Consider the following 26,238-nt stretch of genomic DNA (forward strand, 5'->3'; position numbering starts at 1 on the left):
TTTGAATAAGGCAACACCGGATGAATTTTATGATCAACATTTACTAAAAGTAATGGCAGCATAATTTAAATATTTAGAGCGGATTTATCACTTATAAAACTGAATTGAGTGGTCTAATTAACGGAACCACATTACAGTTCATTCTCATAGGCTGCATGTGAGTGATGGACGGTTTCTTTGGCACACAATTTACAGAGCCTGTGACCTGCAATTTCCATCAGGGGTATATGATGGGTGGGGCAAAGTGTTTCCGTTGTTTCTGCGCGAAACTGGAGTGTTTTAAGCATGGTATTCATGGCTGATCTCCTAAATCCATTTTGAATTTTCTAAAAAACTCTCATTTTTTTCTTCAAAATTTGAAGATGAAGATGAAGATGAAGATGAAGATGAAGATGAAGATGAAGATGAAGATGAAGATGAAGATGAAGATGAAGGGCATGGTTCAAGCATGACTTGAGTAATACTCGGGCTCTTCTCAGGAGCTGCTTGAGCATTTACTTTTCGTTGCTTAGTTGATGCTTGAGCATTACTTGCGGATTTATTCCAGCGTGCTTGAGCTGCATTTTTAGCTTTATCAGATTTCATTTGCTGATTTTGCAATGCCTGGCTTTTTAAACTGGTTAAAAAACTTGAATGAATCTGCTCAGACTCGACTTCAAACAATTCCAGAGCCATCAGCGTATTCAACAAAGTTTTAGCCTTGGTGTGCTGAGGTAATTTCGTGATGCTACATACAGTAGCTAGGTCATGAGGAATGGCACCATTTTTCCAGAAATCCATCATTAACAGCAGTGCCGCACCAATTTGTTCTGCCGTCATTCGTGCAAATTTTGCCTGTAGGTCGCCAATATAGAGTGGCATCCAAATTGAAATATCTTTATGCATGTGTTCACCTTTTTATAGGTATAGAGGGGCTAAGGTCATCGATTGGATGACCTTCTGTCTGTGTTTGTTTTATTAGTGAGCGAGACTCATTAAGCGGAGACGGGCCTGTTGGGCCAAGTCATCGTAATGGGCTTGCCCTTCATCCAACATTCGCTGTAACCAGAGTCTCAACGCCTGGTGATCATCGAAGCATTTATTGATTTCCAACAAAAAAGCTAGATTGTGAAGTTTGGGAATGTGTAGCTCATGGATTAATTCACGAGCGACCATATCTGCTTCAGGGCTGACGACCACACCACCAAAGAAAGCTTTACTATTCATGTGCAAGCTCCTCTGTATTTAGTTTTTCCAGCATGGCTTCAAATGCACTGCCATCGCGGCGCGTAACATTGGGGATGTAACGGCTATAGACCCGGAATAGCATTTCAGTCGTTGAATGTCCCAATTGACGTGCGATCCATTCTGGATTTTCTCCTGCCGACAGCCAAAGAGTTGCTGCTGTATGACGTGTTTGATAGGCTCTTCTAGACTTCAATCCTAGAAAGCGCAAGATCGGATGCCAGACACGTTTATTCACCAGACGATAATCGAGAGGTCCACCATCACGATTACAGAAGACAAAACTGGATTTACCATTATTTAAGCTTTTCTGCTGCAGAAAGGCTTGGTAAACGCGGTCATTCATCTGGATCGTGCGGTCAGAACCATAAGTTTTGGTTCCACCAAGCACACCATTCACTAACGCTTCTCTGATATGGATTTCACGACGCTGTAAGTCGATATTTTTCCATTGCAGACCATCGATTTCACTGGTACGCATACCCGTAAAAAAGCGAATGGTGTAATAGGGGCGGAAGTCTTCACGCACTGTGGTAAGAATTTTATGCACCTCTTCCAGAGAAAAAGGTGTGACTTCAATCTTGCTTTCCTTCAGATTGTTAATATTTTTATAAGGCGACTCAAACTCGTATCGTTCAGCCGCATCATTGAGTATCATACGTAAAGGCGTCATGATTTGATTGATCCTCGATGCTTTCAGACTTGTTTGATCTTTTCCGTGTGTCACTTTGGCGAGAGAGGCACGGAAGTTCAGCAAGTCTGACTTCTTGATTTTCGAGAGAACCTGATTACCAAAAGCAGGAATCAAATAGTTTTTGATCACAATTGAAACCTTTTGCTGGTATGAGGTTCTCCACTCAACTTGTTTCTGCTTAAACCACAATTCAGTAAACTCTTTAAAAAGAGGAACTTTGGTCTGTACAGCAATTTGCTGACTTCTTTTTTCCTTAAACTCCTCAACACGGTTACTTTTTGGAAAGTACTTTTCGTATTCAAAAGTTCCCAAAGTAATTTCAGCTTCAAGCTGTTCGAGACGTTTTTTCAAAATGCGTCGGTTATAAGCATTGTCTTCTAGATTAGTTGTCTCTCTACAACGAATGCCCATGTAGCGAAAGTCGGCAATCAGTTTGCCACTTCGTTCCCGGATGGTAGCCATCAGTTAAACCTCCTAAGCCTTATTGCAAGGCATCCATGCTTAAACCGGTGAATTTAAGCATTTCAGTTTCAATGCGTTCCCAAACAAAAAGAATTTTTCGACCACCAAAAGGACGGATGTAGTGAACACCTTCAATAAAGACACTGTCCTTCAGCTGGTTGCGAATGGTACGAGCGTCGTACTGGATTTTTTCAGCCAGTTGCTGGGCTGTGAGATAGGTATATGACATAATTGTATTCCTGGCGTAATTCATCGGATGTAAGTAATTTTTCATCCTTAGACCTAAAATAACCTCAAATTTAATTAAATGCAATTAAATTTTCATTGTATTAGAGGAAAAATTAATGGTTATTTGTAAGCTACCAATATTGTTGGCTGAAAGAAAAATGCGTGTAGCTGACTTAATTCGTGGTACAGGCATTAATAAAACAACTTTGCATAAGCTTTATAATGGCGAATTGACTCGAATTGATTTGGAGACTATCGATCGTATTTGCGATTATTTAGATGTACAGGTGGGAGATTTATTTGTTTTTGAAAAAGATAATAAAGAACAACCTGTTAGTGAGTAGTTTGGTCACAAATGGTCACATCAAAAAGTGAAATGGTCACAAATTATTGATCATTTGGTAAAAAACACCTTGTTTGGAAGAGAACAGGGTGATTTTTTGCCTTCAAAAAAGCTCTGAAAGTGGTGATCGATTGAGGACATTTAAGGTCAATTGAGACCATTTTTATTGTCGTTGGCACGCCATGGTCACATCTTGGTCACAAAATACAAATTACATTAAGAATATTTTTTATTGAATCGAATAACAAAAGAAGGGGAATTTTCAAAAAATATAATAAAATCAACAATAAAAAAGCCCCCATCTTTCGATGAGGGCTTTTTGAATCTGGAGCGGGAAAGGAGACTCGAACTCCCGACCCCAACCTTGGCAAGGTTATGCTCTACCAACTGAGCTATTCCCGCGGAGTCTATAAAGTTTTTTAAATGAAAAAACTAAATGAAAAAATTTTGAGCGGGAAAGGAGACTCGAACTCCCGACCCCAACCTTGGCAAGGTTATGCTCTACCAACTGAGCTATTCCCGCATGCCGTGTATAATACAGCATGCAAAAATGTGGTCAACACCTTTGTTAAAAATCTTGCATCAATTGCATAAAATAAAAGCAAAATGCTGTAGATTAGACAATAAATAACCAATATTCATATAGAAATCAATGAAATTTCACCACAATCAACGGATTGCACCTGAACAGATTACCGAAATACTCGGCAGAACAAGGTATACTGGGATTATATTTTTGAAGATTGGAGTCAGGCCATGAGCTTAGAACAACAACTGAAAGATCGTTTGGCGCAATTATCCCCAACCCATTTGGAAGTGGTGAATGAGTCTTCGGGTCATGGTGGTTATTTCCCGGGAAAAGAATCGCATTTTAAAACCGTGATTGTGAGTCAGGCATTTGCCGGTTTGCGCCCCGTCCAGCGTCATCAGAAAGTTTATGCTGCTGCGGGTGATCTGCTGTCAAAAGACAAGATTCATGCGCTGGCCATTCATGCATTTTTGCCTGAAGAATGGGCAGGTCAGGATACGACCAGTCCTGCTTGTGCACACGCACCTAAAAACTAAGAGGAAATGATGGAAACCCAACTTTTAGTCAAGATTATCCATATGTCGGTAGCAGGACTGGCGATTGTCGCCATTCTTGCCCGTGCCTTGACCTTGTTTGTCGGCACACAGGGAAATATGCCTAATCCGTTAGCACGTACAGCGCTAGTCGCTTTACAGCATTTAGCTATCACGGTGATTGCACTGACCGGTATAGTATCGCTCGTCCTGAAAGACTTTGATGTACAGCCTTGGTTCTATGCCAAAGTCATTTTATTTTTGGTGCTGGTGTCCTCGCTAGGCAAAGCCTATAAAAAAGATGATTCGATCTTGCTGTCGCAGCGTCGGGCTGGCTTAGTTATTGCTGTAGTTTCATTGGTGTCTATTCTGGCTTTGGTGATGATCAAGCCGAATTTTGGCTAAAAGCAGGCTGGCTGTGATGATCAGCACAGCCAGTCCATGCAAATAATTAGAAAATACAAATGTTGTAAAAGTAATTAAAAATGTGAGGAGGGGGACATGCGTACACGTGTGGTATTTAATCAAAAGGGTGGGGTAGGCAAGTCGAGTATTACTGTCAATCTGGCAGCGATCAGTGCACATCAGGGTTTAAAAACCTTATTGATTGACCTGGATCCGCAGGCCAACTCTAGCCAGTATGTGCTGGGTGATGATGCGACGTATTCTAGTAACAAGCCGGCACTCGAACCGAATATCGAAAACTATTTTGAAGATGTACTCGGTAATCAGCAAAGCAAGGGCTTGCTTGGTAATGCGATTGGCTCGATTTTAAAAAGTCGTAGCAAAGGTCTGGAAAGCTATGTGCATCAATCTTCTTTTAAACATCTCGATGTCATTCCGGCTAGCCCGACACTGGGTGCATTGGCCTATGCACTGGAGTCCAAGCACAAGATCTACAAGTTACGAGATGCCTTACAACAACTGTCAGGATATTATGATCGGGTGTTTATTGATACACCGCCTGCATTCAATTTCTTTACCCTCTCTGCTCTCATTGCGGCGAACCGTGTGCTGATTCCCTTCGACTGTGACGTGTTTTCTAAACGCGCCCTGCAGACCCTGATTGAAAATGTGATTGAAACTCAGGATGACCATAATGAAGGGCTGGAAATTGAAGGTATTGTCGTCAACCAGTTTCAGGCACAGGCTAAGTTACCGCGTGAAGTGGTACAACAGCTCAAAGATGAAGGGTTGCCGGTCCTCGACAGTATGTTGCCACCGTCGATCTTGATGAAAGAATCTCATCAGAAAAATCAGCCTTTGATTCATTTGGCTACTGATCATAAATTGACTCAGGCCTATCAATCGTTGTTCAATGAGATAGAGCAGAATTAAGATCGAGTTAGCTATGAAACTTGTGAAAATAAGCCTGAGTATTGCTGCACTTGCATTACTGAGTGCCTGTGCAACGCCGGTAAAACCGACTTATGTGTCGCCAACCCTGTATCAGACTTTGGGTTGTTCGCAACTACAGGGTGAATATAACCGTATTCAGCAGTATATCGACAATGGCGTTGAGCCACCGAAACGTACAGGCGTCGGTGTGGGCGTTGGTCTTGGCGGTGGCTGGGGCAGTCGCGGTGGCTGGGGTATTGGCCCGAGTGTTTCAGTCAATATGGGACAGTCATCCGATACCAAAAGAACCGAACTGGCACGGCTTTTAGGCGAGCAGGAAGCGATTGTACAGGCCGCGCGTTATAAGAACTGTCCGATCATCGTTCGGCAGGCGACGCCTAAATAAATCATTCAACATTAAACGGATGAATGCTGACTTCGGGTCGGCATTTTTTTATTGCTTTCACCAAGAATAGGGCGGTTTACATTAAGATAAAACTCACGGGAAATTGACCAGACTGTATATAAATCTGAAATTTATAAGCTTGTTATCACACTCTCATATTGATTAAGCTACAACCTTGGCCCGGAAAAGTTCATTGCGATGATTGAAAATTGGTTATTTGTTTTAGGACTCATTGCTGTACTGATGGTTCCAGGGCCCGCCAATGCCTTGGTGGCTAGTTCTGCTCATCAGCAGGGGCAGGCCAAAACCAGTCTCTATCTTCCTGCCATTTTGCTCGGCTATTTTTATGCCATTAATGTATGGGCCTTGGTGATTCATCTGGCGTCACCGATCTGGCCAAATTTTAAAGGCTTGGTCTATGTGCTGAGTACCATCTGTGTGGGCTGGATGACCTTGCATTTATATAAGGCCCAGCAGTTAGAACGCTACAGCAAGAACCATCCGCAGATTCGCCCCTGGCAAATGTTTACAACTACCCTAAAAAATCCTAAAGCAGCATTGTTGGCCTCTGGAATTTTACCGATGGAAACCTGGCAAAGCCCGACCAACTTCGTTCTGGTTTTTGCTGCCTTTAGCTTGAGTACCGTTCCGGTCGGGATATTCTGGATGGTCTTTGGTCAGGCCATATTGACCAGTCCATCTGAAAAAATAAAAGCCGGCCTCATTTATAAAGGCGCGGCTCTATTTGTCCTGCTTTGTCTCATCCCACTCTTGATCAAGCTCTGGGATTAAACGCACAGGCTGTAAAAGAATCTTAATGTAAAAAGTTCTTAAGCTGTTTTACTTTTTTTGAGCTTTTGTTGAATAAAGCCAATCACACCTGGCAATACACTTAAAATAATGATGCCAAAAATTAGATAGGTGAAGTTGTCTTTGACGATCGGCATATTGCCAAACATATAGCCCAAAATGACAAATGAGCTAATCCAGGCAAATGCACCTACTACATTATAGGTCAGGAAATATTTGTAATTCATGCTGCCAGCACCGGCGACAAAGGGTGCGAAAGTACGGGCAAAAGGAACAAAACGCGCAAAAATAATGGTTTTACCACCATGTCTGGCAAAGAATTGCTGGGTCGCCAATAAGTGTTTTTTATTGATGAAGCGCGATTCAATCTCGAAAACCCGAGGTCCAATATATTTGCCAATATGATAATTCAGGGTATCGCCCAATACTGCCGCAACAAACAAGAGCGGAATCAGCACCCAAGGATCCATCGCACCAGTAGAGGCTGCCAGTGCACCTGCTGCAAATAGCAAGCTGTCACCGGGCAGGAACGGCATCACCACCAGACCTGTTTCTACAAAGATAATTAGGAAAAGAATGGCATAAATCCAGATCCCGTAATTGGTGATAAATTCAAGCAAGTGATCATCAACATGCAAGATAAAATCAATCAGTTCCATGAGCCCAGTACAAGCAAAAGTGTGGTCAAATCCTAACAGCCCGGGGCATGAAAGTCAGTACCAGAAAGTAAAATAATTAACGCTCCATCCATCTTCAATTGAGCAAAAATTTTTCTTACATATTATCTTCAGATTTTTATAAAAACATGCTTAGTTGGATTAAATCTTGAGCTTAAAAATATAAAAATGACAGACCAAACAAGGCATCCGAAGGGACGCTTTGTTGTGCTAGAAATATAATGCAATCAACTAAATGTATACCTAATGCGAATTGTGTGCTTAATGCGCTGAAAAATGTTAGAATACGGCGCTTATCTTTCGTTTGCCTTTCATAGTTGTTCGTCATGACTACCAATACTCAAATTACTGAAGATCGTATCCTGATTCTGGATTTCGGTTCTCAATATAGTCAGCTCATCGCACGTCGTGTCCGTGAAGCTGGTGTATATTCTGAAATGTATGCCTATGATATGTCTGAAGAAGACATTCGTGCATTTAATCCAAACGGTATCATCTTGTCTGGTGGACCTGAGAGTGTTCACCTTGAGGGCAGCCCGCGTGCGCCGCAAGTGGTATTTGAGCTGGGTGTGCCGGTATTGGGTATTTGTTATGGCCTGCAAACCATGTGCGAACAGCTTGGCGGTAAAGTTGAGCCAGGTACTGTGCATGAGTTTGGCTATGCAGAAGTAGATATTGTCGTACGTGACAAGCTGATCGGTAATTTACAGGACCGTGAAAACCAGCTGCATGTCTGGATGAGCCATGGTGACAAGGTTGCCCGTATTCCAGAAGGCTTCCAGATCACTGCACAAACGCCTAGCTGTCCAATTGCTATGGTTTCTGACGAAACTCGCCGTTTCTATGGTATTCAGTTCCATCCTGAAGTGACACATACGTCTAAAGGCGCAGAATTACTGTCGAACTTCGTTCATCAAATTTGTGGTTGTCGCGGTCTGTGGACGCCAGAACACATTATTGATCTACGTGTAGAACAGCTTCGCCAACAGATTGGTGATGAAAAAGTATTACTGGGTCTTTCTGGTGGTGTGGATTCATCTGTAGTGGCAGCGCTGTTGCATAAAGCGATCGGTGATCAGCTGACCTGTGTATTTGTAGACAACGGTTTGCTTCGTTTGAACGAAGGCGATCAAGTGATGCAAATGTTTGCTGACAACATGGGTATCCGTGTTATTCGTGCTGCTGCTGAAGAGCGTTTCTTGACTGCGCTTGCGGGTGAAGTTGATCCTGAAGCAAAACGTAAAATTATTGGCCGTGAATTTATTGCTGTCTTCGCTGAAGAAGCACGTAAATTAGATGGCGTAAAATTCCTTGCACAAGGTACGATTTATCCAGACGTAATTGAATCTGCTGCAAGCAAGCAGGGCAAGGCACATGTGATTAAATCACACCATAATGTGGGTGGTTTACCAGCAGATCTAGCGTTTGAACTGGTTGAACCATTACGTGACTTATTTAAAGATGAAGTACGTAAATTGGGTACGACTTTAGGCTTGCCACACAGCATGATCTACCGTCATCCATTCCCGGGCCCAGGTCTTGGTGTGCGTATCCTGGGTGAAGTGAAAAAAGAATATGCAGACATTTTACGTCTTGCGGATGACATTTTCATGCAGGAACTGCGTGCCAGCGGCTGGTATGACAAGACTGCTCAAGCATTTGCAGTATTCCAGCCAGTAAAATCGGTGGGTGTAGTCGGTGATGGCCGTCGTTATGCATGGGTGATTGCACTGCGTGCGGTAGAAACCGTGGACTTTATGACGGCTCGTTTCGCGCATCTTCCTTATGATTTAGTCGATAAGATCTCGACCCGTATCATGAATGAAATTGCTGAAGTTTCTCGTGTTGTGTATGACGTATCGTCTAAACCACCAGCAACAATTGAATGGGAGTAATTTAGGGGTTTCGGACAGCACTGCTGTCCGCCTAAATTACGCCAAGCGCTATGCGCGTGGCAGTATCTGGTTTATCAGATATAACCTAATAAAAAAGAGCGCTTCGGCGCTCTTTTTTTGATTTATACTGAATAAAAATAAACCTTTAAAAGCTAAAAAATGCCTTTACCTACTTATGATCAATTAATGCTGCCTTTAATGAAATTATTATCAGAATTAAATGAGCCAATAAAAATTTCGGATGCTGCGAATATCCTAGCTGAACGTTCCAATTTACACGAAGAGGATTTAAATAAAATTCTTCCGAGTGGGAAAAATATATTTAAAGATAGAGTGGCATGGGCAAAGACCTACTTAGTTAAGGCGGGCTTAGTTCAACAACCGAAGAGAGCATATTGTGAGATTAGTAGCTTGGGTAGACAGGTTGATTTAAAAAGTTTAGATGCTATAACAAATGAATATTTAGCACAGTTCAACGGATTTTCAGATTTTAAATTAGGAAAGAAAAATAAAGATGAGTTTGGGATCGGGAATCTACAAGTTATTGAAAGCCTAAATAGTTACCAAGAAACTCAGACTCCAGAAGAAACAATCCAGAACACAACGGAATTATTAAAATCTGATTTGAAAAGTGATTTGCTTCAGATGGTAAAAGATAAATCTCCTTCATTTTTTGAAAGACTGGTTGTCGATCTTCTGGTGGCAATGGGCTACGGCGGTTCACATCAAGATGCAGCTCAAGCGATTGGTAAAACCAACGATGGTGGAATTGATGGTGTAATTAGTGAAGATCGATTAGGGCTAGATAAAATTTACATCCAAGCGAAACGTTGGAAAGATACTGTTGGTCGTCCCGACATTCAACAGTTTAAAGGTGCTTTGGCCGATCAAGTTGCTAAGAAGGGTGTATTCATTACTACGTCAAGTTTCAGTAAAGAGGCCATTGAGTCGGCAAGAAAATCCGGTATTGTTTTAATTGATGGCGATAAGCTGACGTCTTTAATGATTGAATTTGGTTTAGGTGTACAAATAGAACGTAGTTTTCATATCTATAAAATCGACCAAGATCGTTTTGATGAAGATAATTTTTAACGGGTAATTTAAGCTGGTTTAACCTGCCAGTTTTGCAGCTCCCCAGCTAAACTTTGCTCCAGATCTGGATCATAAGCTTCAACCCGATTCCGTCCATTGGCTTTAGCCTGATATAAGGCAATATCGGTTTGCTTAATTAGGGTCATCAAATCCGTTTCACAGCTTTCCAGAATGGCAGCACCAATCGAAATACTAAAACTGAAACGATGTTGGCTGTCTAGATCGATCACAATATTTTCAATTTTATGCCTTAAACGCTCGGCAACTTTTAGCGCTTCATCCAGAGAAGTTTCGGGTAAAAATGCAATAAATTCCTCGCCTCCATAGCGTGCCAAAATATCATGCTGCCGCATTTCGCTGTGTGTATTTAGGGCAATCGTCTGTAAGACCTGATCTCCGATATCATGACCATAACGATCATTAATCTGCTTAAAATGATCGACATCAAAGACCAGTAAACTCATAGGCACCGGTTGATCAAAATTCTGTTGTATCAGTTGTTGCGCGAGATATTCAAAACAGCGACGGTTATTCAGGCCAGTGAGTGAGTCGGTATGAGCCATATTTTCAAAGGCCTGCCGATTATATTCATTCAGGGTATGCTGCAAAAATACCATGCGTGATTTTAAGGTCGAGCTCCAGCTAATATATAGACTGAAGGTCAATACTGGCAGATAAATCAGGGAAAATAAAAACATCTGGTACAGGTCAGACCGAGTATTGAAATATACACCGATGTAAATCATCAGGGTAATCAGACTTGAAGTAATCAAAGACGGCCAGAACCGGATCTGCACACATAAATTGGCCAGTACAATAAAGACTAAGGAGGCATATTGATAAATGAGGGTATAAGCACTTTCAGACTGATTCAGATTAAAAAACCAGATGGCACTTGCACCAATAATCGAGGTAGGCAAGAGCAGATCAAAGACAGGCAGATTGCGGTAAGAGTGATACATCCAGATCGTGATCAGTACGATCAGGATGGTATAGCTGATTTTGGTCAAAATGAGTAACTTGAGAATATCATGCAGCACCAGAATATCGGCGAGGGTATAAGAGGCATATGCCAGCTGTGCGAATAAATTGACCTGTAATAAGTATTTTAAAGTGAGTTTTTTCTGATGAGCATAGTAGGCCGGTTTTAGAGGTGCAGGAATACGAACAAGCGGATCTTGAAGAGCCTCCTGAATCAGGGTACGTGATTCTTTTTCGTTATCATGCGGCATGCAGCCTTCCCAAATTAAAATATATAAAAATGAATAAGATGAAATTTATATATAGTTGTATAAAAAATATTCTATTCTTTTGTTGGATATTTTAAAAGTGGAAGAATCAAATTTATTTTATAAAATGAAATCCCCGATTAACGCATTCTAAGAATGATCCTAGCTTATAGAACAGACTAATGATTCAGCTTTAATTCGCCGTTGACTGGGCTGGTTGAGTGTCTGGCTTAAATACATTCCAGGGATTTTCTGTTGCTGGCTTGGGCTTATTCAGCATATCCGGATGATAGACTTCAATCCGGTTTCGGCCAGACTTCTTGGCTTGATATAAGGCGATATCGGCTTGTTTGATCAGATCTTCCAGAGTCTGGGTATGGGATTCTAGTTCTGCAACACCGATCGAAATGGTGAACCGGATGGAATGATTGGATTCAACATAAATATACTGCTTTTGAATTGCACAACGAATTCGTTCTGCAATCACCAGGCTGTCTTGTAGCTGAGTATCTTCCAGGAGAGCGATAAACTCTTCCCCGCCAAAACGTGCCAGTACATCGCTATGCCGCATTTCTTTACGGGTCATCTCAGCAATCAGTTGTAGCACCCGATCACCAACATCATGCCCATAGCTATCATTAATATTTTTAAAATGATCCACATCAAACATCAACAGGCAGCTACTGGCATGTTTAGGCCATTGATGAATAGAGCGTTCAGCCATATCGACAAAATGGCGACGGTTGTAGAGTTGGGTCAAATCATCGGTATGGGCCAGATTCTTTAAGGTTTGATAGTTCCATTCATCAAGCAGGGAGCGCAAAAAAGAACGCCGCACATTCAGAATATTATTCCAGTTAATATAAATACTAAAAAACCACAGTGGACTAAAGACCACGCTAAAAATAAAGGCTTGAGAAGCACTCATGAACTGGGTCACCCCAAGCATGATAAACAGGGCAATCAAGATGGAGCAATAGACTGCGACTTTAAACTGGGTCTGCACACAGAGATTGGCGATGAGAATAAAGATCGCAGAGGCATAAATATAGGTAGCAACATGGGGACTGGTTGAAAGCGCGAGTAAGCCAATCCATGCCGCTGCAGCCACAGTGGTACCTATCGGCAAGATTCTGTCCAGAATCTGAATGTTTTTATGTTTTTTAAACAGGTAATAACAGCAAAACATGGCGCCCAGAACCAGAACGACGCGCATCAGACCAGAAATAAAAAACATGTCTGGAATAATCAGAATATCGGCAAAGAAATACAGTAAAAAGGCAATTTGCGCCAGATAGTTAATTTGACGCAAGTTATGATGACTATGCGTATAGACATAATCATGAAAATACTGCTGAAACGGGGCAGGAATACGGGCATGAGGATCTGTTAGCGCCTGTTCAATCAGCTGACGGTTCTGCAGATCACATTCAGATAATTTCAGTGATTTATCGGTCGTCGAATTTTGAAAAGATACATTCGCCGTTGAATATATATTCTCATTCTGAGCAGACATGTCCTGGTCCAGTGTTATTTTTATAGGTGCCTATTATGCCGTGGTTGAGTAAAAAATAACCTCCCAAAAATTGGGTATCCGGGAAGTTTTTAAAGCTAAAACGTAACAAAATTTGTGTTTTGTAAAATTGAAAGCGATTGAAATACATGAATAATCATCTTATTCATTGGGATATTTGGTTGTTATGGATTCGTTTCACGTGAAACATAAATGATATTCCTGACCTTCAGTTTATTTAAACTCATAACGCCATGTGCCTAAATCATGATTGCCTTGCTAAAACTTAATTTTGGGGGCTTTGGATACAAATCCCATCTGCCTTTCAGGATTTAAATTAATGAGACTAGTGAGGCGTTTTATACGTATCTAAATATTTCCAGGGATAGATTTTGCCCATAGACCCTGTACATTGTCCTGAACAGAGAGGCATCTTGAATCGGTCAAATGCATGTCTCACCCACTCAAAAGTAGAATGAAAATGCCGAGGTAAGCTCAGCCATGTCGAATAATAGTGATATTGAACTGTCGAATTCCGATGATTGTGAAAAGTATGTGAATCAGTTTATTCAGGAGTTTCCTTTACGTCGCGCGGAAATCGGACAGGGCACCGTGATTAAACGTGCCTTGCCAAGCAGACATAAGCGCATGATTGGTGCCTGGTGTTTTCTGGATCATGCGGGTCCGGCCATTTTCCCGCAAGGAGATGGTCTGGATATCGGACCACATCCGCACATTGGTCTGCAGACCTTTACATGGATGATCGAAGGCAGCATGATGCACAATGACAGTCTGGGAAATCAGCAGTTGATTCGTCCCAAGCAGGTCAATCTGATGACCTCGGGTTATGGCATTTCACATACCGAAGTCTCTCCTGAAAGTGAAACGCATATGCATGCAGCGCAGTTATGGATTGCCTTGCCGGATGACAAGATCAATATGGCACCGGGTTTTGAACATTATCCTGAATTGCCGGTCATAAATGAGCAAGGCATTGAATTTACCGTGCTGGTCGGAGAATATTTAAAAACGAGATCACCAGTTAAAGTACATAGTGAATTGCTAGGTGTGGATGTGTATGCAGCTGAAAGTAGCAGTATGCGCTTGCCGCTGAATCCGAAATTTGAATATGGTTTTATGGTGCTTGAAGGGACGGCCAGCATCAATGGGCATGAACTGACAGAGGATAATATGTTGATCCTTGAGCCGGGCTTACAGCAGGTCAATGCTGAAATTCATGCCGGGAGTCGGGTGTTATTGATTGGTGGGGAACCATTTGAAAGCCCGATTTTACTGTGGTGGAATTTGGTCGGGCGTACGACAGAGGAACTTAAAATTGCGCGGGAACAATGGATTGAAGGTCATGAACGTTTTGGTTCCATTCCTGCCTATGATGGACCACGTTTAGAAGCGCCTGCATTTCCAGACCAGATGCGGGCTTCCCGATAAATGCTAAAAATGATGGGAATATGGAACGCTGTCTGAGTTGAACTCAAATAATGAATCTGCAACATAGGATACATATCATTACAGTCATCAAAAAATGAGCTAGAGTCTGCTGCTTTTTGCTATGCTCAGTGGGCAAAAACAATAAAATCATGAGTCTAATATGCGTGTTTTACATCATCTCGAACAATCACGATCATTTCGTATCCTGTGGGCCATGGAAGAATTAGGACTGGATTACGAGGTTAAATACTATAAACGTCAGCCCAACCTTTCTGCGCCACCGGCCTTAAAACAGATCCATCCGTTGGGCAAAGCCCCGATTCTGGTCGATCAGGGTCAGGTACTGGCAGAATCTGCGGCGATCCTGGAATATTTGCAGGAAACTTATGATGAAAAGCAGCAGTTTCGCCCAGAAGATATTGCCGACAAGGCCCAGTACCGTTACTGGATGCATTATGCGGAAGGCTCGTTAATGCCGCTGCTGGTGATGCAACTGGTAATGACCACAGTGCCTAAACATACGCCTTTGCTGATTCGACCTGTGGCCAAGAAAATCTGTGATGGGGTGAAAAAGCAATTTGTACAGAGCCGTTTAAAAGATCATATCCAGTTTCTGGAAAGCTATTTGAGTGAGCATGATTATTTTGCCGGGCATTTCAGTTTTGCGGATATTCAGATGAGTTTTCCTTTGGAGGCCATGCAGAGCCGGACGGGTCAAAGCTATCCAGCGATTCAAGCCTATCTGAAACGGGTGTCGCAACGTGCTGCCTATGCGCGTGCACTGTCCAAAGAAAAACAGATCAGCTCTTAAACGCTTAAAAGAAAAGGTGCCGATGGCACCTTTTTTGAGGGTTATCTTATTCTGGAAAGCTGAGACGCTCTTTGGGGAAAACTACCTTAAATGTGGAACCTTGGTTTTCCTTGGACTCAATTTCTAGATGTGCCTGATGTTGCATCAGCACATGTTTAACAATTGCCAATCCCAAACCGGTACCACCAGTACGGCGACTGCGGTCTGAATCGATGCGGTAAAAACGCTCGGTCAGACGTGGCAGATGTTTGGGATCAATACCGATGCCGTTATCTTGCACCACAAAATAGGCGGATTCACCATCATCATGCCAGCCGATGGTGATGGTACCCCCTTTAGGCGTATACTTGATGGCATTGGTGATCAGATTGCTAAAAGCGCTGGCCAGCTCCATATCTGAACCGATCAGATCGCAATGACTGTCAATGTCCAGATTCAGGGTATGACCATAATCAATATTATAGGCCTGGGCATCATCGAATAGTTGGTTCATCAGACTCGGCATTTCAATGATCTGGTTTTTGGCAATATTCTTATCATTTTCCAGACGTGACAGCAGCAGCAGGTCGTTGACCAGAGCATTCATGCGTCGGGTTTGCGACTGCATCTGATCAAAAGCGCGTTTCCAGCGTGGATTAATATCTTCCTGATCGGTAAAGGTTTCAATATAACCGCTGAGTACGGTCAAAGGAGTGCGCAGTTCATGTGAAATATTGTCGACAAAATCCTTTCGCATCTGTTCCAGATTGTGCATCCGGGTCACATCATAAGCGACCAGTACCCGACTTTCTCCGCCAAAACGGGTCATTTTGACCTGCACATAATGGTCTTCAAACAGCGAAGAACGCATTTTCAGGCCGTCCGGGGATTCATCAATATGGTGATAGTATTCGATAAAGCTTGGTTGGCGTAACAAGGTCAGGATATTACGGCGACGGTCATCACTGGAGATTCCGAGCAGACGTTCGGCTGCCGGATTCCACCATTCAATCTGCTGGTTTTCATCAAGCAGCACCACAGCTTCTTGCAAGGCCACCAGTGAAGACTGGGCACGGTCGATCAGTTCGACCATTTCCGCCTGAACAATCCGTTCCTGACGTTGGGCGCGATAAACATTGAAAAGTAGCGCACCCCAAATCCCGCCAATATTCGGCGGAACATCATAAGGACGATTGGAAATCCATTCATTGACCAGATATAAGGAACGCATTTGGGTCGCAAAGAACGCCACGAAGGCAATTACGATACAAATCCAGAAATACCCAATCCCAAAACCGATAAAGCTGGCGATAATCAGGAAAAAAGCCAGTAGGCGTAAATCCTGCTTCGCAAAATCCCATAAACTGCTGTAACGGATTCTTTTGTGTTCGCGTGCCAGTTCGGGGACAGGGTAGGGTTCATACATAAAACAAGATTTACCTTAAAAGATATTAACCTAAAGCGACATCTGAACGCGTCGAGAAACGATACCCCGTTCCGCGAACGGTCTGTACAAAACGGTCTACACCATAAGGTTCCAGCACTTTACGCAAACGGCGGATATGCACATCGATAGTCCGGTCTTCAATATAGACGTTACCGCCCCAAACCTGATCCAGCAATTGCGCACGGGTATAGGCACGTTCCGGATGGGTCATGAAGAATGCCAGTAAACGGTATTCAGTCGGACCCATTTCCAGAATGTTGTTACCAAAATTCACCCGCTGGCTGACCGGATCCAGAATCAAGCCGTTGGCATCAATAGTTTTTTCACCGCTCAGGGCATTGGCGCGGCGCAGTACCGCCTTAATCCGCGAGACCAGTTCCCGGGTCGAGAACGGCTTGGTCATGTAGTCATCGGCACCAGCATCCAGACCTTGTACCTTATGGTCTTCTTCACCACGCGCTGTGAGCATGATCACCGGAATTTCTGACAGGCTTTCATCACGTTTCAGACGACGACATAAGTCCACACCGCTGACACCACCCGGCATCATCCAGTCCAGCAAAATTAATGCCGGACGCTGATCCACAATCATCTGATGCGCCTGCTTGGCATCTTCTGCCTGTAAGCACTGAAAACCGGCCATATCCAGAGAGGTATGGATCATTTCCCGAATCGGGAGCTCGTCATCGACGATTAATATGTAGTCATCTTTCACAACGCAATACCCTATTTCATGTAAACGGTGAACCGTTTTATATTTATGACAGGCTTATTACAAAGACTAATTATGACAGTATCATTGCAGAAAGGGAAAAACTGCTGATATTCGCAAAGATTTGTGACAAATATAATGCAGAAACTTGTTAAAAAATCATAAATTAATTTTACTCATTTCCGTAGTACAGCATAAATATTTCATTCACTACAGAAAAGATGGAAACCTATTAAGCACAGGATTTAACAGCTATTTTTTCTCGGAAAATGACTCGAGCAGCGCCAAAAAAATCACACTACAAGACGATAAAACTTCCTCAAGCGAATGTTTAAAACCGCTCATCACCCAACGAATAGCAATTTGGGTGACATAGCCATTTAAACCGGTCGACACCAGTGAAATTTCCTGCTCGCTGCGATTTAATTGCGGCATCATCAACATGACGAAGGCATGAATCATGCGGTCGAAACGTGACATGGTTTCATGGATGGTGGCCTGATTATGCAGTTCCTGCACCAGCATGGCATCGATATAAATGATCCGTGCCATGCGCGGATTATCACGCAGGGTAGTGAGCAGCGCAGTCAGACCCGCTTTGATCATTTTTTTTGGATCGGTCGAGGCTTGCATCATGGCCTGCATCACATTCTGTTGCAGCTCATCAATCAGTTTCAAAAAAATGGTCTGAAACAAATCTTCACTTTTCTTGAAAGATTCATAAAAATAACGTTCGGTCAGCTTGGCCTCATTGCAAATATCTTTCACTGTCACTGAAAAAAAGCCGTGACTGCCATAAGCTTCAATCCCGGCTTCAATCAGCTTTTCACGACGTGCCTGCTGCCGTTCAGCCATCGACAGTCCTTTAAACTGACGTTCCTTGGTCTTGGGGGGGCGTGATTTTGCTGCTGAATCGGTTGAATCAGTCATAAGGCCTGTGTGCTCATCTGTATGAAGATTTCGAATATCTTAGCAATAAATCACGCTCAGACCTATATGGAAATTCTGCCTTGAAATTTGGCCTCTAAGGACATGGGATAATTATTGACAATCTATATTGTCAAAACTATATTGAGGATCTGTGCTAACTCCTGAAACAACAGAACAAGATCCTGCTGTCATGGAAGGGCAGTGGTTTACATAAGGAAATTGAATGAAAAATTTTAAAAATAAAGTCGCTGCGATTACCGGTGCAGGTTCGGGTATTGGCCAGCAACTGGCAGTATTACTGGCTCAGCAGGGTTGTCACTTGGCGCTGAGTGATATCAATGAACAGGGTCTGGCGCAAACCGTGGAATTACTCCAAGGGACTGATGTTCGTATCACGATTCAAAAAGTGAACGTGGCTGAATTAGAACAGGTGCGTAGCTGGGCGGCACAGGTGGAACAGGATCATGGCAGTGTCAATATGATCTTTAACAATGCCGGCGTTGCACTGGGTTCAACCGTTGAAGGGGCATCTTATGAAGAACTGGAATGGATTGTCGGAATCAATTTCTGGGGCGTGGTTTACGGTACCAAAGAATTCTTACCTTTGATCAAGAAAACTGGCGATGGCCATATCATCAATATTTCCAGCCTGTTTGGTCTGACTGCTCAACCGACCCAGTCTGCTTATAACGCAACCAAATTTGCAGTACGTGGCTTTACTGAATCCCTGCGTCAGGAACTGGACATGGAAAACTGCGGAGTCAGTGCACTGTGTGTGCATCCGGGGGGTATCCGTACCAACATTGCCAATGCAGCAAAAATGAATAACAGTCTGCTAACTTTAGGTATGAATCCGGAAAAATCGGCCCGTAATTTTAATAAATTATTGCGTTGTCCACCTGCAGAAGCCGCTCGTCAAATTCTGGAGGCGGTACAAAAAGACAAGCGCCGTCTGCTGATCGGTAATGATGCTAAAGCAATTGACCTGATTCAGCGGATTTTACCAACCGGTTATCAGCATGTCACTGCACTGGCGACCCAGTTTGGCAAAAAGAAGAAAAAATCTGCTTAAAAAATTGCAGAACAGACCCGCGAAAGCGGGTTTTTTATCGCTGTAATAGGGTCTATTTTTTGCGACTAAGAGTGTTAGCTACTGTAATACTTCTAGGTACATAAAACCTTGCATCTAAATCAACGCTTCAACCGTTTTTTTCTTCCAGACAAACTGATAATACAGTCCCTGCAAAATACACAGGCTGACAAAGGCCAATGCATAGGCATACCAGATACCTTCTAGGCCCCACCACTGACTAAAAAGATAAGCGGCGGGAACTTCAATACAGAGAATGGCAAAAATATTGATCAGCATTGGTACGGTTACCGTACCACTTGAACGCATGATCGAAGCAAAAATGGCGCTGGCGCCAAAAAACAGAATTGACCACAGCACAATAAACAGCAGTTGTTGTCCCAGTACTACAACCTTAGGATCGGTAATAAACAGCGCCATCAGATATTTGGAGAACAGATAAGCCAGAATCACCAGACTGCCGGTAAACAGGATATTCATACTCAGTGCAGTCCGAGTAACTTTATTCAGCAGATCTGATTTACCTGCGCCAATCGCTTGCGCACCAAATACAGATGCGGCAATCGCAATCGACAAAGCCGGAAATTGAATATAATTTAAGACCTGATTGACTGCGCCATAGGCCGCTGTTGCTTCTGCACCATAGCGGTTGACCAGTCCGACAATTACCAGTCCGGCAACTGAAGTGGTGACCATTTGCACACCAGTAGGAACCCCCAGTTTCAAGATCATTCTGCTCAACTGAGGCTGATGACGAATATTTTTTAATAAGGCCCAGTCCAGTCTGAGCGGATGTTGCCTATGATTTAAATACAGGATTAAAAACAACAGGACCGCCAGATTTCCAAGAATGGTGGCAATCGCCGGCGAGATAATGCCCATTTTAGGAAAACCAAAATAACCGCCAATCAGGACCGGTGTCACCACCACCCCCACCCCAATGGTAAGTGCGGAAGCAAACAGGGGGGTGGTACTATCCCCAACACCGCGCAAGATGGAAGTATAAATAATATAGATAAAGATTAAGGGACTACCCGCCAGCATCCACTGCACATAAGGCAGGGACAAATGCATTACATCCGGATCTGTGCCGAGTGCCAAGAGAATATTCTCAGCAAAAATTACCCCGAGAAGCGCAATCAAACTGCCGCCAATTAAAGTCATAAATAAAGTTGAACCGACCACACAGCGCACTTTTTCTATATTTTTTCCACCCCAAGCCTGTCCAATCAGTACGGTAGAACCGGCAGACAAACCAATCACAAAGGCCATCAGACAAAACAGGATCGGGAAAAAAACGGCAACAGCAGCAATCGCATTCACTCCGAGCATTTGTCCCACAAAAACCGTATTGATCGTGCCGGAGAGACTTTGCAGGATATTGGTCGCAATCAATGGCAGCAGAAAAACCAGAAAGGCTTTCCATAAATTCTGTTGATGAATCAGTGAGTGCTGTGCCATGCGACATCCTGTGATTGAATTATCATCTATTTGTTGATGCAGCTATTATTCGGCAGAATGTAAAAAAAAGCCTTAGCTTTTAAGTAACTAAGGCATTTATTTTATGAGATTTTTAGTTAAAAAATGAGTTAAACCTTTGAAAGAATTTGACCTGCCTGGATCAGAGTTTGTTCTTTTTTTGCAAAGCAGAACCTGAGCAGACGTAAATCGGCAGGAGGGTGCTGGTAGAACGCGGAGACTGGAATCGCGACAATCCCATGTTGTTCTGCCAGAAAATGGCACATGGAAAAATCATCGAGCTCAGGCCGAATCTCTGAATAATCTAAGTTCTGAAAATAAGTCCCTTGAGAAGGTGTCCATTTAAAGCGTGATGTTTCAATGGATGAGTTAAATAAATCCCGTTTGTTTTGATAGAAAGAGGACAGTTTAGGTATATGCTCAGGATGCAGTTGCATATATTCCGCCAAGGCAACCTGAACGGGTGTCACACCGCAGAAACTGGCAAACTGATAAATCTGTCTGAATATTTTCATCAGTGCCGGTGCAGCAATGCAAAATCCGGTTTTCCAGCCAGTGACATGGAAGGTTTTACCAAAAGAGCCAATCACGAAGCTACGCTCGCGAAGTTCTGGAAATGACCATGCCGAATAGTGCTGAACGCCGTCAAAAACCAGATGTTCATAGACTTCATCCGACAGCACCACAATATTGCGCTCGCGAATCAGCTCGATCAGCTGTTGCCAGTCTGCCTTGGACCAGACACTCCCACTCGGGTTATGCGGAGTATTCACGACAATCATGCGGGTACGGTCATTAATGACATCTTTGACCTGATTCCAGTCCACAGAAAAATCAGGATGCTGCAAAGCAATATGCACTGGCTTTGCCCCGACCAGTTGTACCGCAGGGCCATAACTGTCGTAGCTTGGATCGAAAATAATCACTTCTTCCCCGGCGCGTACCGTGGCTTGAATGGCACAAAAAATCGCAATTGTCGCTCCAGGGGTAATCGTGATTTCTTCGACAGGATCAATCATCAGTTGATCACGCTGCTGATATAGATCTGCCACCAGACTTCGCAAGACTGGCAGACCATCTCCCGGAGCGTACTGGTTAAATCCGTTCTGGCTGGCCCGGTTTAAAGCTTCAATCAAGGCGGGAGGTGCTGCAAAGTCCGGAAATCCTTGAGAAAGATTCAAGGCTCCCAGTTTTTGTGCCAAGGCAGACATGGTGCTAAAAATAGTCACGCCCAAATCAGGTAATTTAGAAGGGAGTTTCAGCATGTCCTTGGCCTTGAAGAATGAGATTTGAATGAGTGTAGCAGCAAGTTCAGTATAGGATAATCAGAAAAATAGGGAATATTGAGCAATATTTTTAATTAAGATATACCACATGCAATTTAAGATTTTTAATTGAAGGGCCATAAATTAAAGGCCTAATTATGTGAAATGCATCGTGAACTGGACGAAATGGATAACTTTTCCTAAAATCTGCCGCACAATAATAAAGCTTAAAATTATAACTATAAAATGCCAAAACCTATCCATATGCTGCTGGAACAGCTCGGGCTTAAGCGACAGCATCGTGCGCTACATTTACAGTTTTCACATCCTCCTTTAAATCATCAGGTTTTGATTCAGCGGATTGAGGGTCAGCATCAGATCAATCAAGGCCTGCAGGCTGAACTAATCTGTCTTTCCACTCATGCTCATATTGCCTTGAAACAGTTTATCGGCTGTCGGGTGGCCATTGATCAGGTCACAGACCGGGGTGAACTTTTCCGGACTACGGGCATTATTGCTGCAGCCAGTCAAGGACAGAATGATGGAGCTTTGACCCTGTATAAACTGACGCTAAATGATCCGACTGCACTATGGCAGAAGCGCCGTAACAGTCGGGTTTTTATGAACAAGACGGTGCGCGAGATCAGTGAAATCCTGTTCAGTGAATGGCAAAACAGAAGTGCGTTATTCGCGGCCAGTCTCAGCCTGGATTTGACAGGACTCAGCCGGGACTATGATGTCCGACCTTTTGTGATGCAGTCTAATGAATCGGATTATGATTTTCTGACCCGTTTATGGCGTAGCGAAGGAATTAACTGGCTGATTGATGAAAAGCAATTAACTGTACCTGTATCAGCCAGCGAGATTCAAGCTCAGCTTTTAAAACTGGTAGATCATTCTCAATGTTTTTCAGCTTTAAAACGCCGTTCCATCCGGTTTCATCGCAGTCATGCCACCGAACAGCTGGATACGCTGACCAGTCTGATCGCGATACGTCAGCTCAATCCGAATATTACCCAGACCCAGCGCTGGCACGCCCAGCAACTTGCCCAGGATCAAAGCCACCCTTTTTTCAGTAATCATCATCAAAGTGATATTCACGCAAATGCCACTCTTCAGCTTGAAGATGCGTGGAACATCAGTCCGGCTTGGACCGGCGACTTAAATCATGAGGATCAGGTGACAGCATCTGGTATAGCTCAACTGGATCGACTCAATCAGCAGCTCAGTGACTATCATGCTTTGCAGTCCAAATATTTTAAAGCCAGTAGCAGCGTACGAGATGCTCAGGTCGGATACTGGTTTGAACTGCAACAGCATCCTGAAATTGATCAGCATCCTGCCCATCAACGTGAATTTCTGATTTTAGCTAAGCGGTTTTATAACCAGAATAATTTACCCAAAGATATTTTATCGCAGCTGGACAGTTTGCTTGAGAAGAGCGGTTGGCAGATGACACAGGAGGAACGACAAGCCAATGAACTACAGATCGTGCGCCGTGAAATCCCGATTGTTCCTGAGTATCAACCTTTCATTCATCGGCCTGCTGCATATCCGCAACGGGCTCGAGTGGTCGGACCTGAAGGTGAAACGATTCATGTCGATGCATGGGGACGGGTAAAAGTTCGTTTTCTGTTTACCCGGAGTGAGGATCATCAGCATGATGGCGGTGCCGGCAGCAATGACAACGATAGCGATTCTGCCTGGGTGGATGTTTTGACCCCTTGGGCGGGTGAAGGCTATGGCGTCAGGTTGCATCCACGAATTGGCGAAATTGTGGTGATTGACTTCTTTGAAGGTGATATCGACCGGCCCTTTGTGGTGGGGCGGATTCATGAAGCAGAACGGCATCCGACCATGTTTGATGCGAAGGGAGAACTACCTGCGACCAAAAAACTCAGTGGTATCCGTTCTCAGGAGGTCGATGGTGATGGATTTAACCAGTTGCGTTTTGATGATACCCCTGAACAGATTAGTGTGCAGTTGCAAAGTAGTCATGCAGCCAGCCAGCTCAATCTGGGAAATCTAAGCCATCCTAAAGATAGTGAAAGCAGCGATGGTCGGGGAGAAGGTTTTGAACTAAGGACAGACCAGTGGGGTGCCATACGTGCAGGAAAAGGCTTATTAATTTCCACTTATCGGCAAGACTCAGCCACAGGCAATCACTTGGAGGCTGACTCAGCCAAAGAACAGCTTGAATCGAATCTCAATCATAGTAAAGCCTTGAGTGATATTGCTGAACAACAGCAGACTGATCCGCTACAATTTTTTGATAGTTTAAAACAGTTTCTGAATCAGATTGAAGCTGAAGATCAAGCTAAGGCCATCGTATTTAAACAGGCCGTAATGTTATTAACTGCACCCCAAACGATTGCACTGAGCACAAATGAAAATATTCATTTATCCGCTGATCAGCAAATCAATCAGAGTGCAGGAGAGAATATTCATTTTTCAACCCAGAAATCTTTGGTTGCTCATGCACAGGACCGGATCAGTTTGTTCGCTGCTCAAGAGGGTGCAAGTCTATATGCTGCTAAAGGTAAAATTGAGCTACAAGCCCAAGATGATGCAATTGAAGCGATCGCCCGCAAGGTAATCAAGCTTATTTCGACTGAAGACAAGATCGAAATCACCAGTCCGAAAGAGATCGTACTGACCGCTGAAGGGTCTCAAATTAAGATCAATGGTGGTGGAGTAGTGGTCACAACTGGTGGGAAATTTGAGTGTAAGGCAGGGCAGCATTTGTTTGCAAAAGGTCAGAATATCGTTGCACAAAGAATCGGCCTTCCCAAAATGGAGACTTTATTTAGTAATAAAATTAATTATCAATGGGCTAGCTCTTCTGCGGGAGAAAAAGAAATTTTTATTCTAAATAAGTCGGATGGGAACTTAATTAAAACTAAGAAGTCTGTATTAAATGAAAATAATCAATTAAGTACTTTAAGATTCTATACCTCTCAACCCACAGATTTCGTAGCTTTAGGATTTAACTCTTTACAAACTCATCTCATTCAAGACTTAAATAATGAAAGTATTGATGAACTATTGAATGAGATAGAAGAAAGGGATTTAGAGGATGATGTATATACTAAAGAGGATGTCGAATGATGGGCAATTTAGTTACCATAACATCAAAAATTTATGATGCTTCAGGAAAATATGTCATTAATTTAAAAGTTAAATCACGCTATAAAGGTTCATCGAGAGAAAATACAAATAAAACAGATAAAGATGGTTTATTTATATTTCAGGGTTCACCAAATCGAACTGTGGAAATTTTAGCTAAGCCACCTAATATGGAAGATTATATCGTTATTAAAACGATTGATTCTTCAATCATTTCTTCTAGAAAGAATCCTGTAAAAGTATCCTTGCCTAAAAGTATAGAGGAGTATCATAAAGAAAAAGTGATGCCTACTACAAAAGGTATAGTTACGACTTTATTTAAAATAATAGACTGCAATGAGAAAATATTAACGAGTTTCCCGGTAAAATCTCGCCCTAAAGGAAAACAAAGTTCATTTGAACGTCATACCAATGAGCAGGGCATTGTAGAGGTGGTATCTTCACCTAATCGAGATATTGAAATTCTAGTTTTGACTTCAAATGATGAGTTTGCTCTAAAAGGTGCTGTTAACTCTGAGCATGGCTCTCAAATACCAAAAATAATTAAACTAGATGAACCCTATGAAAACTTTAAAAGTGAATCAAATATCCAGCTTCTAGATAGAGAAGGAAATAGTTATATCGTTGAAAATACAAAGATCGAGATACTTTATTTGGGAAATAAGATAACAAAAATTTCAAATACCTCTAATGGGAAATTTTCATTTCCAAGCATGATTGGGGAAAAAATACAGATCACGGTATTTAAACCTGATGGTAATCCCTTGGAACCGAAAACTCATGTGGTAAAAAGGATTAAAGAAGGGCAGAGTAAAACTTGAAGTGCGACATAAACCACCTAATTAATTTAAAGGGTTTATGGCTGTCTCTTATACACATCTCCGAGCCCACGAGACAAAAAAACACTAGCCATCTATCAACCCCGGGACCAGCCCAATAACGCACTCCCCCTTAACGGTCTCTATCCCTACGACTCC

General features: G+C 42.9%; 25 protein-coding genes, 2 tRNA genes and 1 pseudogene. 13 read left to right on the forward strand and 15 right to left on the reverse strand.

Annotated elements, in window-relative coordinates; translation table 11 throughout:
- Positions 1-134: 134 nt before the first annotated feature.
- The 5 genes and pseudogenes from BFN00_RS09335 to BFN00_RS09355 form a co-directional block, all read right to left on the reverse strand.
- Positions 135-296 (reverse strand): annotated as a pseudogene (locus BFN00_RS09335) (ATP-binding protein); the annotation flags it as partial.
- A gap of 10 nt (positions 297-306) precedes the next feature.
- A complete protein-coding gene (locus BFN00_RS09340; protein WP_071851246.1) occupies positions 307-885 on the reverse strand; it encodes a DUF1376 domain-containing protein in 579 nt (192 codons plus the stop codon).
- Between the two features lie 72 nt (positions 886-957).
- Positions 958-1,206: a hypothetical protein gene (locus BFN00_RS09345; RefSeq protein WP_004895356.1), complete on the reverse strand. Its 249-nt coding sequence runs from the start codon at positions 1,204-1,206 to the stop codon at positions 958-960.
- Positions 1,199-2,380, reverse strand: a complete 1,182-nt coding sequence (locus BFN00_RS09350; protein ID WP_071851248.1) for a site-specific integrase — start codon at positions 2,378-2,380, stop codon at positions 1,199-1,201. Before BFN00_RS09350 ends, BFN00_RS09345 begins: the two co-directional genes overlap by 8 nt.
- Positions 2,381-2,399: 19 nt before the next feature.
- A complete protein-coding gene (locus BFN00_RS09355) occupies positions 2,400-2,609 on the reverse strand; it encodes a hypothetical protein (RefSeq protein ID WP_000122748.1) in 210 nt (69 codons plus the stop codon).
- A 115-nt stretch (positions 2,610-2,724) separates the two neighbouring features.
- Between BFN00_RS09355 and BFN00_RS09360 the strand changes: the two genes are divergently transcribed.
- Complete coding sequence (locus tag BFN00_RS09360; RefSeq protein ID WP_017482406.1) at positions 2,725-2,952, forward strand: helix-turn-helix domain-containing protein; 228 nt, start codon at positions 2,725-2,727, stop codon at positions 2,950-2,952.
- Positions 2,953-3,277: 325 nt separating this feature from the next.
- Here the strand turns inward: BFN00_RS09360 and BFN00_RS09365 are convergent.
- Together BFN00_RS09365 and BFN00_RS09370 are read right to left on the reverse strand one after the other, a co-directional pair.
- Positions 3,278-3,353: transfer RNA gene (locus BFN00_RS09365), tRNA-Gly, on the reverse strand.
- A gap of 48 nt (positions 3,354-3,401) precedes the next feature.
- Positions 3,402-3,474: transfer RNA gene (locus BFN00_RS09370), tRNA-Gly, on the reverse strand.
- Between the two features lie 233 nt (positions 3,475-3,707).
- Between BFN00_RS09370 and BFN00_RS09375 the strand changes: the two genes are divergently transcribed.
- The 5 genes from BFN00_RS09375 (at position 3,708) to BFN00_RS09395 (ending at position 6,549) form a co-directional block, all read left to right on the forward strand.
- Positions 3,708-4,016, forward strand: coding sequence for a BolA family protein (locus tag BFN00_RS09375; protein ID WP_004280957.1), 309 nt, complete (start codon positions 3,708-3,710; stop codon positions 4,014-4,016).
- A 9-nt stretch (positions 4,017-4,025) separates the two neighbouring features.
- Positions 4,026-4,418, forward strand: a complete 393-nt coding sequence (locus BFN00_RS09380) for a SirB2 family protein (protein WP_005265414.1) — start codon at positions 4,026-4,028, stop codon at positions 4,416-4,418.
- A gap of 96 nt (positions 4,419-4,514) precedes the next feature.
- Positions 4,515-5,351 (forward strand): ParA family protein, encoded by an 837-nt coding sequence (locus tag BFN00_RS09385; RefSeq protein ID WP_071851250.1) that lies wholly within the window; start codon positions 4,515-4,517, stop codon positions 5,349-5,351.
- Positions 5,352-5,364: 13 nt separating this feature from the next.
- Positions 5,365-5,757, forward strand: a complete 393-nt coding sequence (locus BFN00_RS09390) for a hypothetical protein (protein ID WP_005105109.1) — start codon at positions 5,365-5,367, stop codon at positions 5,755-5,757.
- A 198-nt stretch (positions 5,758-5,955) separates the two neighbouring features.
- Complete coding sequence (locus BFN00_RS09395) at positions 5,956-6,549, forward strand: hypothetical protein (protein ID WP_004732653.1); 594 nt, start codon at positions 5,956-5,958, stop codon at positions 6,547-6,549.
- A 38-nt stretch (positions 6,550-6,587) separates the two neighbouring features.
- Here BFN00_RS09395 and BFN00_RS09400 read toward each other — a convergent pair whose 3' ends face one another.
- Positions 6,588-7,226 carry a DedA family protein gene (locus BFN00_RS09400; RefSeq protein ID WP_004644839.1) on the reverse strand — a complete coding sequence of 213 codons (639 nt, stop codon included), beginning with the start codon at positions 7,224-7,226 and terminating at the stop codon, positions 6,588-6,590.
- A 344-nt stretch (positions 7,227-7,570) separates the two neighbouring features.
- Here BFN00_RS09400 and guaA point away from each other — a divergent pair, with 344 nt between their 5' ends.
- Both guaA and BFN00_RS09410 read left to right on the forward strand, forming a co-directional pair.
- The gene (gene guaA / locus BFN00_RS09405; protein WP_071851253.1) at positions 7,571-9,139 is read left to right on the forward strand and encodes a glutamine-hydrolyzing GMP synthase; all 1,569 of its coding nucleotides are present in this window, start codon (positions 7,571-7,573) and stop codon (positions 9,137-9,139) included.
- A gap of 159 nt (positions 9,140-9,298) precedes the next feature.
- Positions 9,299-10,231 (forward strand): restriction endonuclease, encoded by a 933-nt coding sequence (locus BFN00_RS09410; protein ID WP_004280964.1) that lies wholly within the window; start codon positions 9,299-9,301, stop codon positions 10,229-10,231.
- A gap of 8 nt (positions 10,232-10,239) precedes the next feature.
- On the opposite strand, the gene BFN00_RS09415 is transcribed toward BFN00_RS09410, so the two are convergent.
- Positions 10,240-11,463 carry a GGDEF domain-containing protein gene (locus BFN00_RS09415; RefSeq protein WP_071851255.1) on the reverse strand — a complete coding sequence of 408 codons (1,224 nt, stop codon included), beginning with the start codon at positions 11,461-11,463 and terminating at the stop codon, positions 10,240-10,242.
- 190 nt (positions 11,464-11,653) lie between these two features.
- Positions 11,654-12,976 (reverse strand): GGDEF domain-containing protein, encoded by a 1,323-nt coding sequence (locus BFN00_RS09420; protein WP_071851257.1) that lies wholly within the window; start codon positions 12,974-12,976, stop codon positions 11,654-11,656.
- A 498-nt stretch (positions 12,977-13,474) separates the two neighbouring features.
- On the opposite strand from BFN00_RS09420, the gene BFN00_RS09425 reads away from it, so the two are divergent.
- Positions 13,475-14,422, forward strand: a complete 948-nt coding sequence (locus BFN00_RS09425; protein ID WP_005265445.1) for a pirin family protein — start codon at positions 13,475-13,477, stop codon at positions 14,420-14,422.
- Between the two features lie 160 nt (positions 14,423-14,582).
- The gene (locus BFN00_RS09430; protein ID WP_005265446.1) at positions 14,583-15,233 is read left to right on the forward strand and encodes a glutathione S-transferase family protein; all 651 of its coding nucleotides are present in this window, start codon (positions 14,583-14,585) and stop codon (positions 15,231-15,233) included.
- Positions 15,234-15,279: 46 nt separating this feature from the next.
- On the opposite strand, the gene phoR is transcribed toward BFN00_RS09430, so the two are convergent.
- From phoR to BFN00_RS09445, 3 genes are all read right to left on the reverse strand, one after another.
- Positions 15,280-16,638, reverse strand: a complete 1,359-nt coding sequence (gene phoR, locus BFN00_RS09435; protein ID WP_005264642.1) for a phosphate regulon sensor histidine kinase PhoR — start codon at positions 16,636-16,638, stop codon at positions 15,280-15,282.
- A gap of 25 nt (positions 16,639-16,663) precedes the next feature.
- Positions 16,664-17,374 carry a phosphate regulon transcriptional regulator PhoB gene (phoB, locus tag BFN00_RS09440; protein WP_004280972.1) on the reverse strand — a complete coding sequence of 237 codons (711 nt, stop codon included), beginning with the start codon at positions 17,372-17,374 and terminating at the stop codon, positions 16,664-16,666.
- A gap of 249 nt (positions 17,375-17,623) precedes the next feature.
- Positions 17,624-18,301, reverse strand: coding sequence for a TetR/AcrR family transcriptional regulator (locus BFN00_RS09445; protein WP_071851260.1), 678 nt, complete (start codon positions 18,299-18,301; stop codon positions 17,624-17,626).
- Between the two features lie 223 nt (positions 18,302-18,524).
- Here BFN00_RS09445 and BFN00_RS09450 point away from each other — a divergent pair, with 223 nt between their 5' ends.
- Positions 18,525-19,373 (forward strand): SDR family NAD(P)-dependent oxidoreductase, encoded by an 849-nt coding sequence (locus BFN00_RS09450; protein ID WP_071851262.1) that lies wholly within the window; start codon positions 18,525-18,527, stop codon positions 19,371-19,373.
- 114 nt (positions 19,374-19,487) lie between these two features.
- On the opposite strand, the gene BFN00_RS09455 is transcribed toward BFN00_RS09450, so the two are convergent.
- Both BFN00_RS09455 and BFN00_RS09460 read right to left on the reverse strand, forming a co-directional pair.
- Entirely contained in the window at positions 19,488-20,852 is a 1,365-nt protein-coding gene (locus BFN00_RS09455; protein ID WP_071851263.1) for an MATE family efflux transporter, read from the reverse strand.
- 128 nt (positions 20,853-20,980) lie between these two features.
- Complete coding sequence (locus BFN00_RS09460) at positions 20,981-22,135, reverse strand: methionine aminotransferase (RefSeq protein ID WP_071851265.1); 1,155 nt, start codon at positions 22,133-22,135, stop codon at positions 20,981-20,983.
- Positions 22,136-22,381: 246 nt separating this feature from the next.
- Here BFN00_RS09460 and BFN00_RS09465 point away from each other — a divergent pair, with 246 nt between their 5' ends.
- Both BFN00_RS09465 and BFN00_RS09470 read left to right on the forward strand, forming a co-directional pair.
- Positions 22,382-25,243: a type VI secretion system Vgr family protein gene (locus BFN00_RS09465; protein WP_071851267.1), complete on the forward strand. Its 2,862-nt coding sequence runs from the start codon at positions 22,382-22,384 to the stop codon at positions 25,241-25,243.
- Entirely contained in the window at positions 25,240-26,082 is an 843-nt protein-coding gene (locus BFN00_RS09470) for a hypothetical protein (RefSeq protein WP_071851269.1), read from the forward strand. Before BFN00_RS09465 ends, BFN00_RS09470 begins: the two co-directional genes overlap by 4 nt.
- The last annotated feature ends 156 nt before the right edge of the window (positions 26,083-26,238 follow it).

Source organism: Acinetobacter sp. AR2-3 (genome assembly GCF_001878775.1).
Lineage (GTDB): Bacteria > Pseudomonadota > Gammaproteobacteria > Pseudomonadales > Moraxellaceae > Acinetobacter > Acinetobacter lwoffii_D.

What these genes read in the sequence shown, in the direction of transcription:
- phoR (WP_005264642.1), bottom strand. Translation starts at nt 16,638, where the DNA reads ATGTATGAACCCTACCCTGTCCCCGAACTGGCACGCGAACACAAAAGA.
- BFN00_RS09355 (WP_000122748.1), bottom strand. Translation starts at nt 2,609, where the DNA reads ATGTCATATACCTATCTCACAGCCCAGCAACTGGCTGAAAAAATCCAG.
- BFN00_RS09425 (WP_005265445.1), top strand. Translation starts at nt 13,475, where the DNA reads ATGTCGAATAATAGTGATATTGAACTGTCGAATTCCGATGATTGTGAA.
- BFN00_RS09415 (WP_071851255.1), bottom strand. Translation starts at nt 11,463, where the DNA reads ATGCCGCATGATAACGAAAAAGAATCACGTACCCTGATTCAGGAGGCT.
- BFN00_RS09460 (WP_071851265.1), bottom strand. Translation starts at nt 22,135, where the DNA reads ATGCTGAAACTCCCTTCTAAATTACCTGATTTGGGCGTGACTATTTTT.
- BFN00_RS09450 (WP_071851262.1), top strand. Translation starts at nt 18,525, where the DNA reads ATGAAAAATTTTAAAAATAAAGTCGCTGCGATTACCGGTGCAGGTTCG.
- BFN00_RS09360 (WP_017482406.1), top strand. Translation starts at nt 2,725, where the DNA reads ATGGTTATTTGTAAGCTACCAATATTGTTGGCTGAAAGAAAAATGCGT.
- guaA (WP_071851253.1), top strand. Translation starts at nt 7,571, where the DNA reads ATGACTACCAATACTCAAATTACTGAAGATCGTATCCTGATTCTGGAT.
- BFN00_RS09340 (WP_071851246.1), bottom strand. Translation starts at nt 885, where the DNA reads ATGCATAAAGATATTTCAATTTGGATGCCACTCTATATTGGCGACCTA.
- BFN00_RS09385 (WP_071851250.1), top strand. Translation starts at nt 4,515, where the DNA reads ATGCGTACACGTGTGGTATTTAATCAAAAGGGTGGGGTAGGCAAGTCG.
- BFN00_RS09345 (WP_004895356.1), bottom strand. Translation starts at nt 1,206, where the DNA reads ATGAATAGTAAAGCTTTCTTTGGTGGTGTGGTCGTCAGCCCTGAAGCA.
- BFN00_RS09350 (WP_071851248.1), bottom strand. Translation starts at nt 2,380, where the DNA reads ATGGCTACCATCCGGGAACGAAGTGGCAAACTGATTGCCGACTTTCGC.
- BFN00_RS09410 (WP_004280964.1), top strand. Translation starts at nt 9,299, where the DNA reads ATGCCTTTACCTACTTATGATCAATTAATGCTGCCTTTAATGAAATTA.
- BFN00_RS09445 (WP_071851260.1), bottom strand. Translation starts at nt 18,301, where the DNA reads ATGACTGATTCAACCGATTCAGCAGCAAAATCACGCCCCCCCAAGACC.
- BFN00_RS09390 (WP_005105109.1), top strand. Translation starts at nt 5,365, where the DNA reads ATGAAACTTGTGAAAATAAGCCTGAGTATTGCTGCACTTGCATTACTG.
- BFN00_RS09395 (WP_004732653.1), top strand. Translation starts at nt 5,956, where the DNA reads ATGATTGAAAATTGGTTATTTGTTTTAGGACTCATTGCTGTACTGATG.
- BFN00_RS09380 (WP_005265414.1), top strand. Translation starts at nt 4,026, where the DNA reads ATGGAAACCCAACTTTTAGTCAAGATTATCCATATGTCGGTAGCAGGA.
- BFN00_RS09470 (WP_071851269.1), top strand. Translation starts at nt 25,240, where the DNA reads ATGATGGGCAATTTAGTTACCATAACATCAAAAATTTATGATGCTTCA.
- BFN00_RS09420 (WP_071851257.1), bottom strand. Translation starts at nt 12,976, where the DNA reads ATGTCTGCTCAGAATGAGAATATATATTCAACGGCGAATGTATCTTTT.
- BFN00_RS09400 (WP_004644839.1), bottom strand. Translation starts at nt 7,226, where the DNA reads ATGGAACTGATTGATTTTATCTTGCATGTTGATGATCACTTGCTTGAA.
- BFN00_RS09455 (WP_071851263.1), bottom strand. Translation starts at nt 20,852, where the DNA reads ATGGCACAGCACTCACTGATTCATCAACAGAATTTATGGAAAGCCTTT.
- BFN00_RS09430 (WP_005265446.1), top strand. Translation starts at nt 14,583, where the DNA reads ATGCGTGTTTTACATCATCTCGAACAATCACGATCATTTCGTATCCTG.
- BFN00_RS09375 (WP_004280957.1), top strand. Translation starts at nt 3,708, where the DNA reads ATGAGCTTAGAACAACAACTGAAAGATCGTTTGGCGCAATTATCCCCA.
- BFN00_RS09465 (WP_071851267.1), top strand. Translation starts at nt 22,382, where the DNA reads ATGCCAAAACCTATCCATATGCTGCTGGAACAGCTCGGGCTTAAGCGA.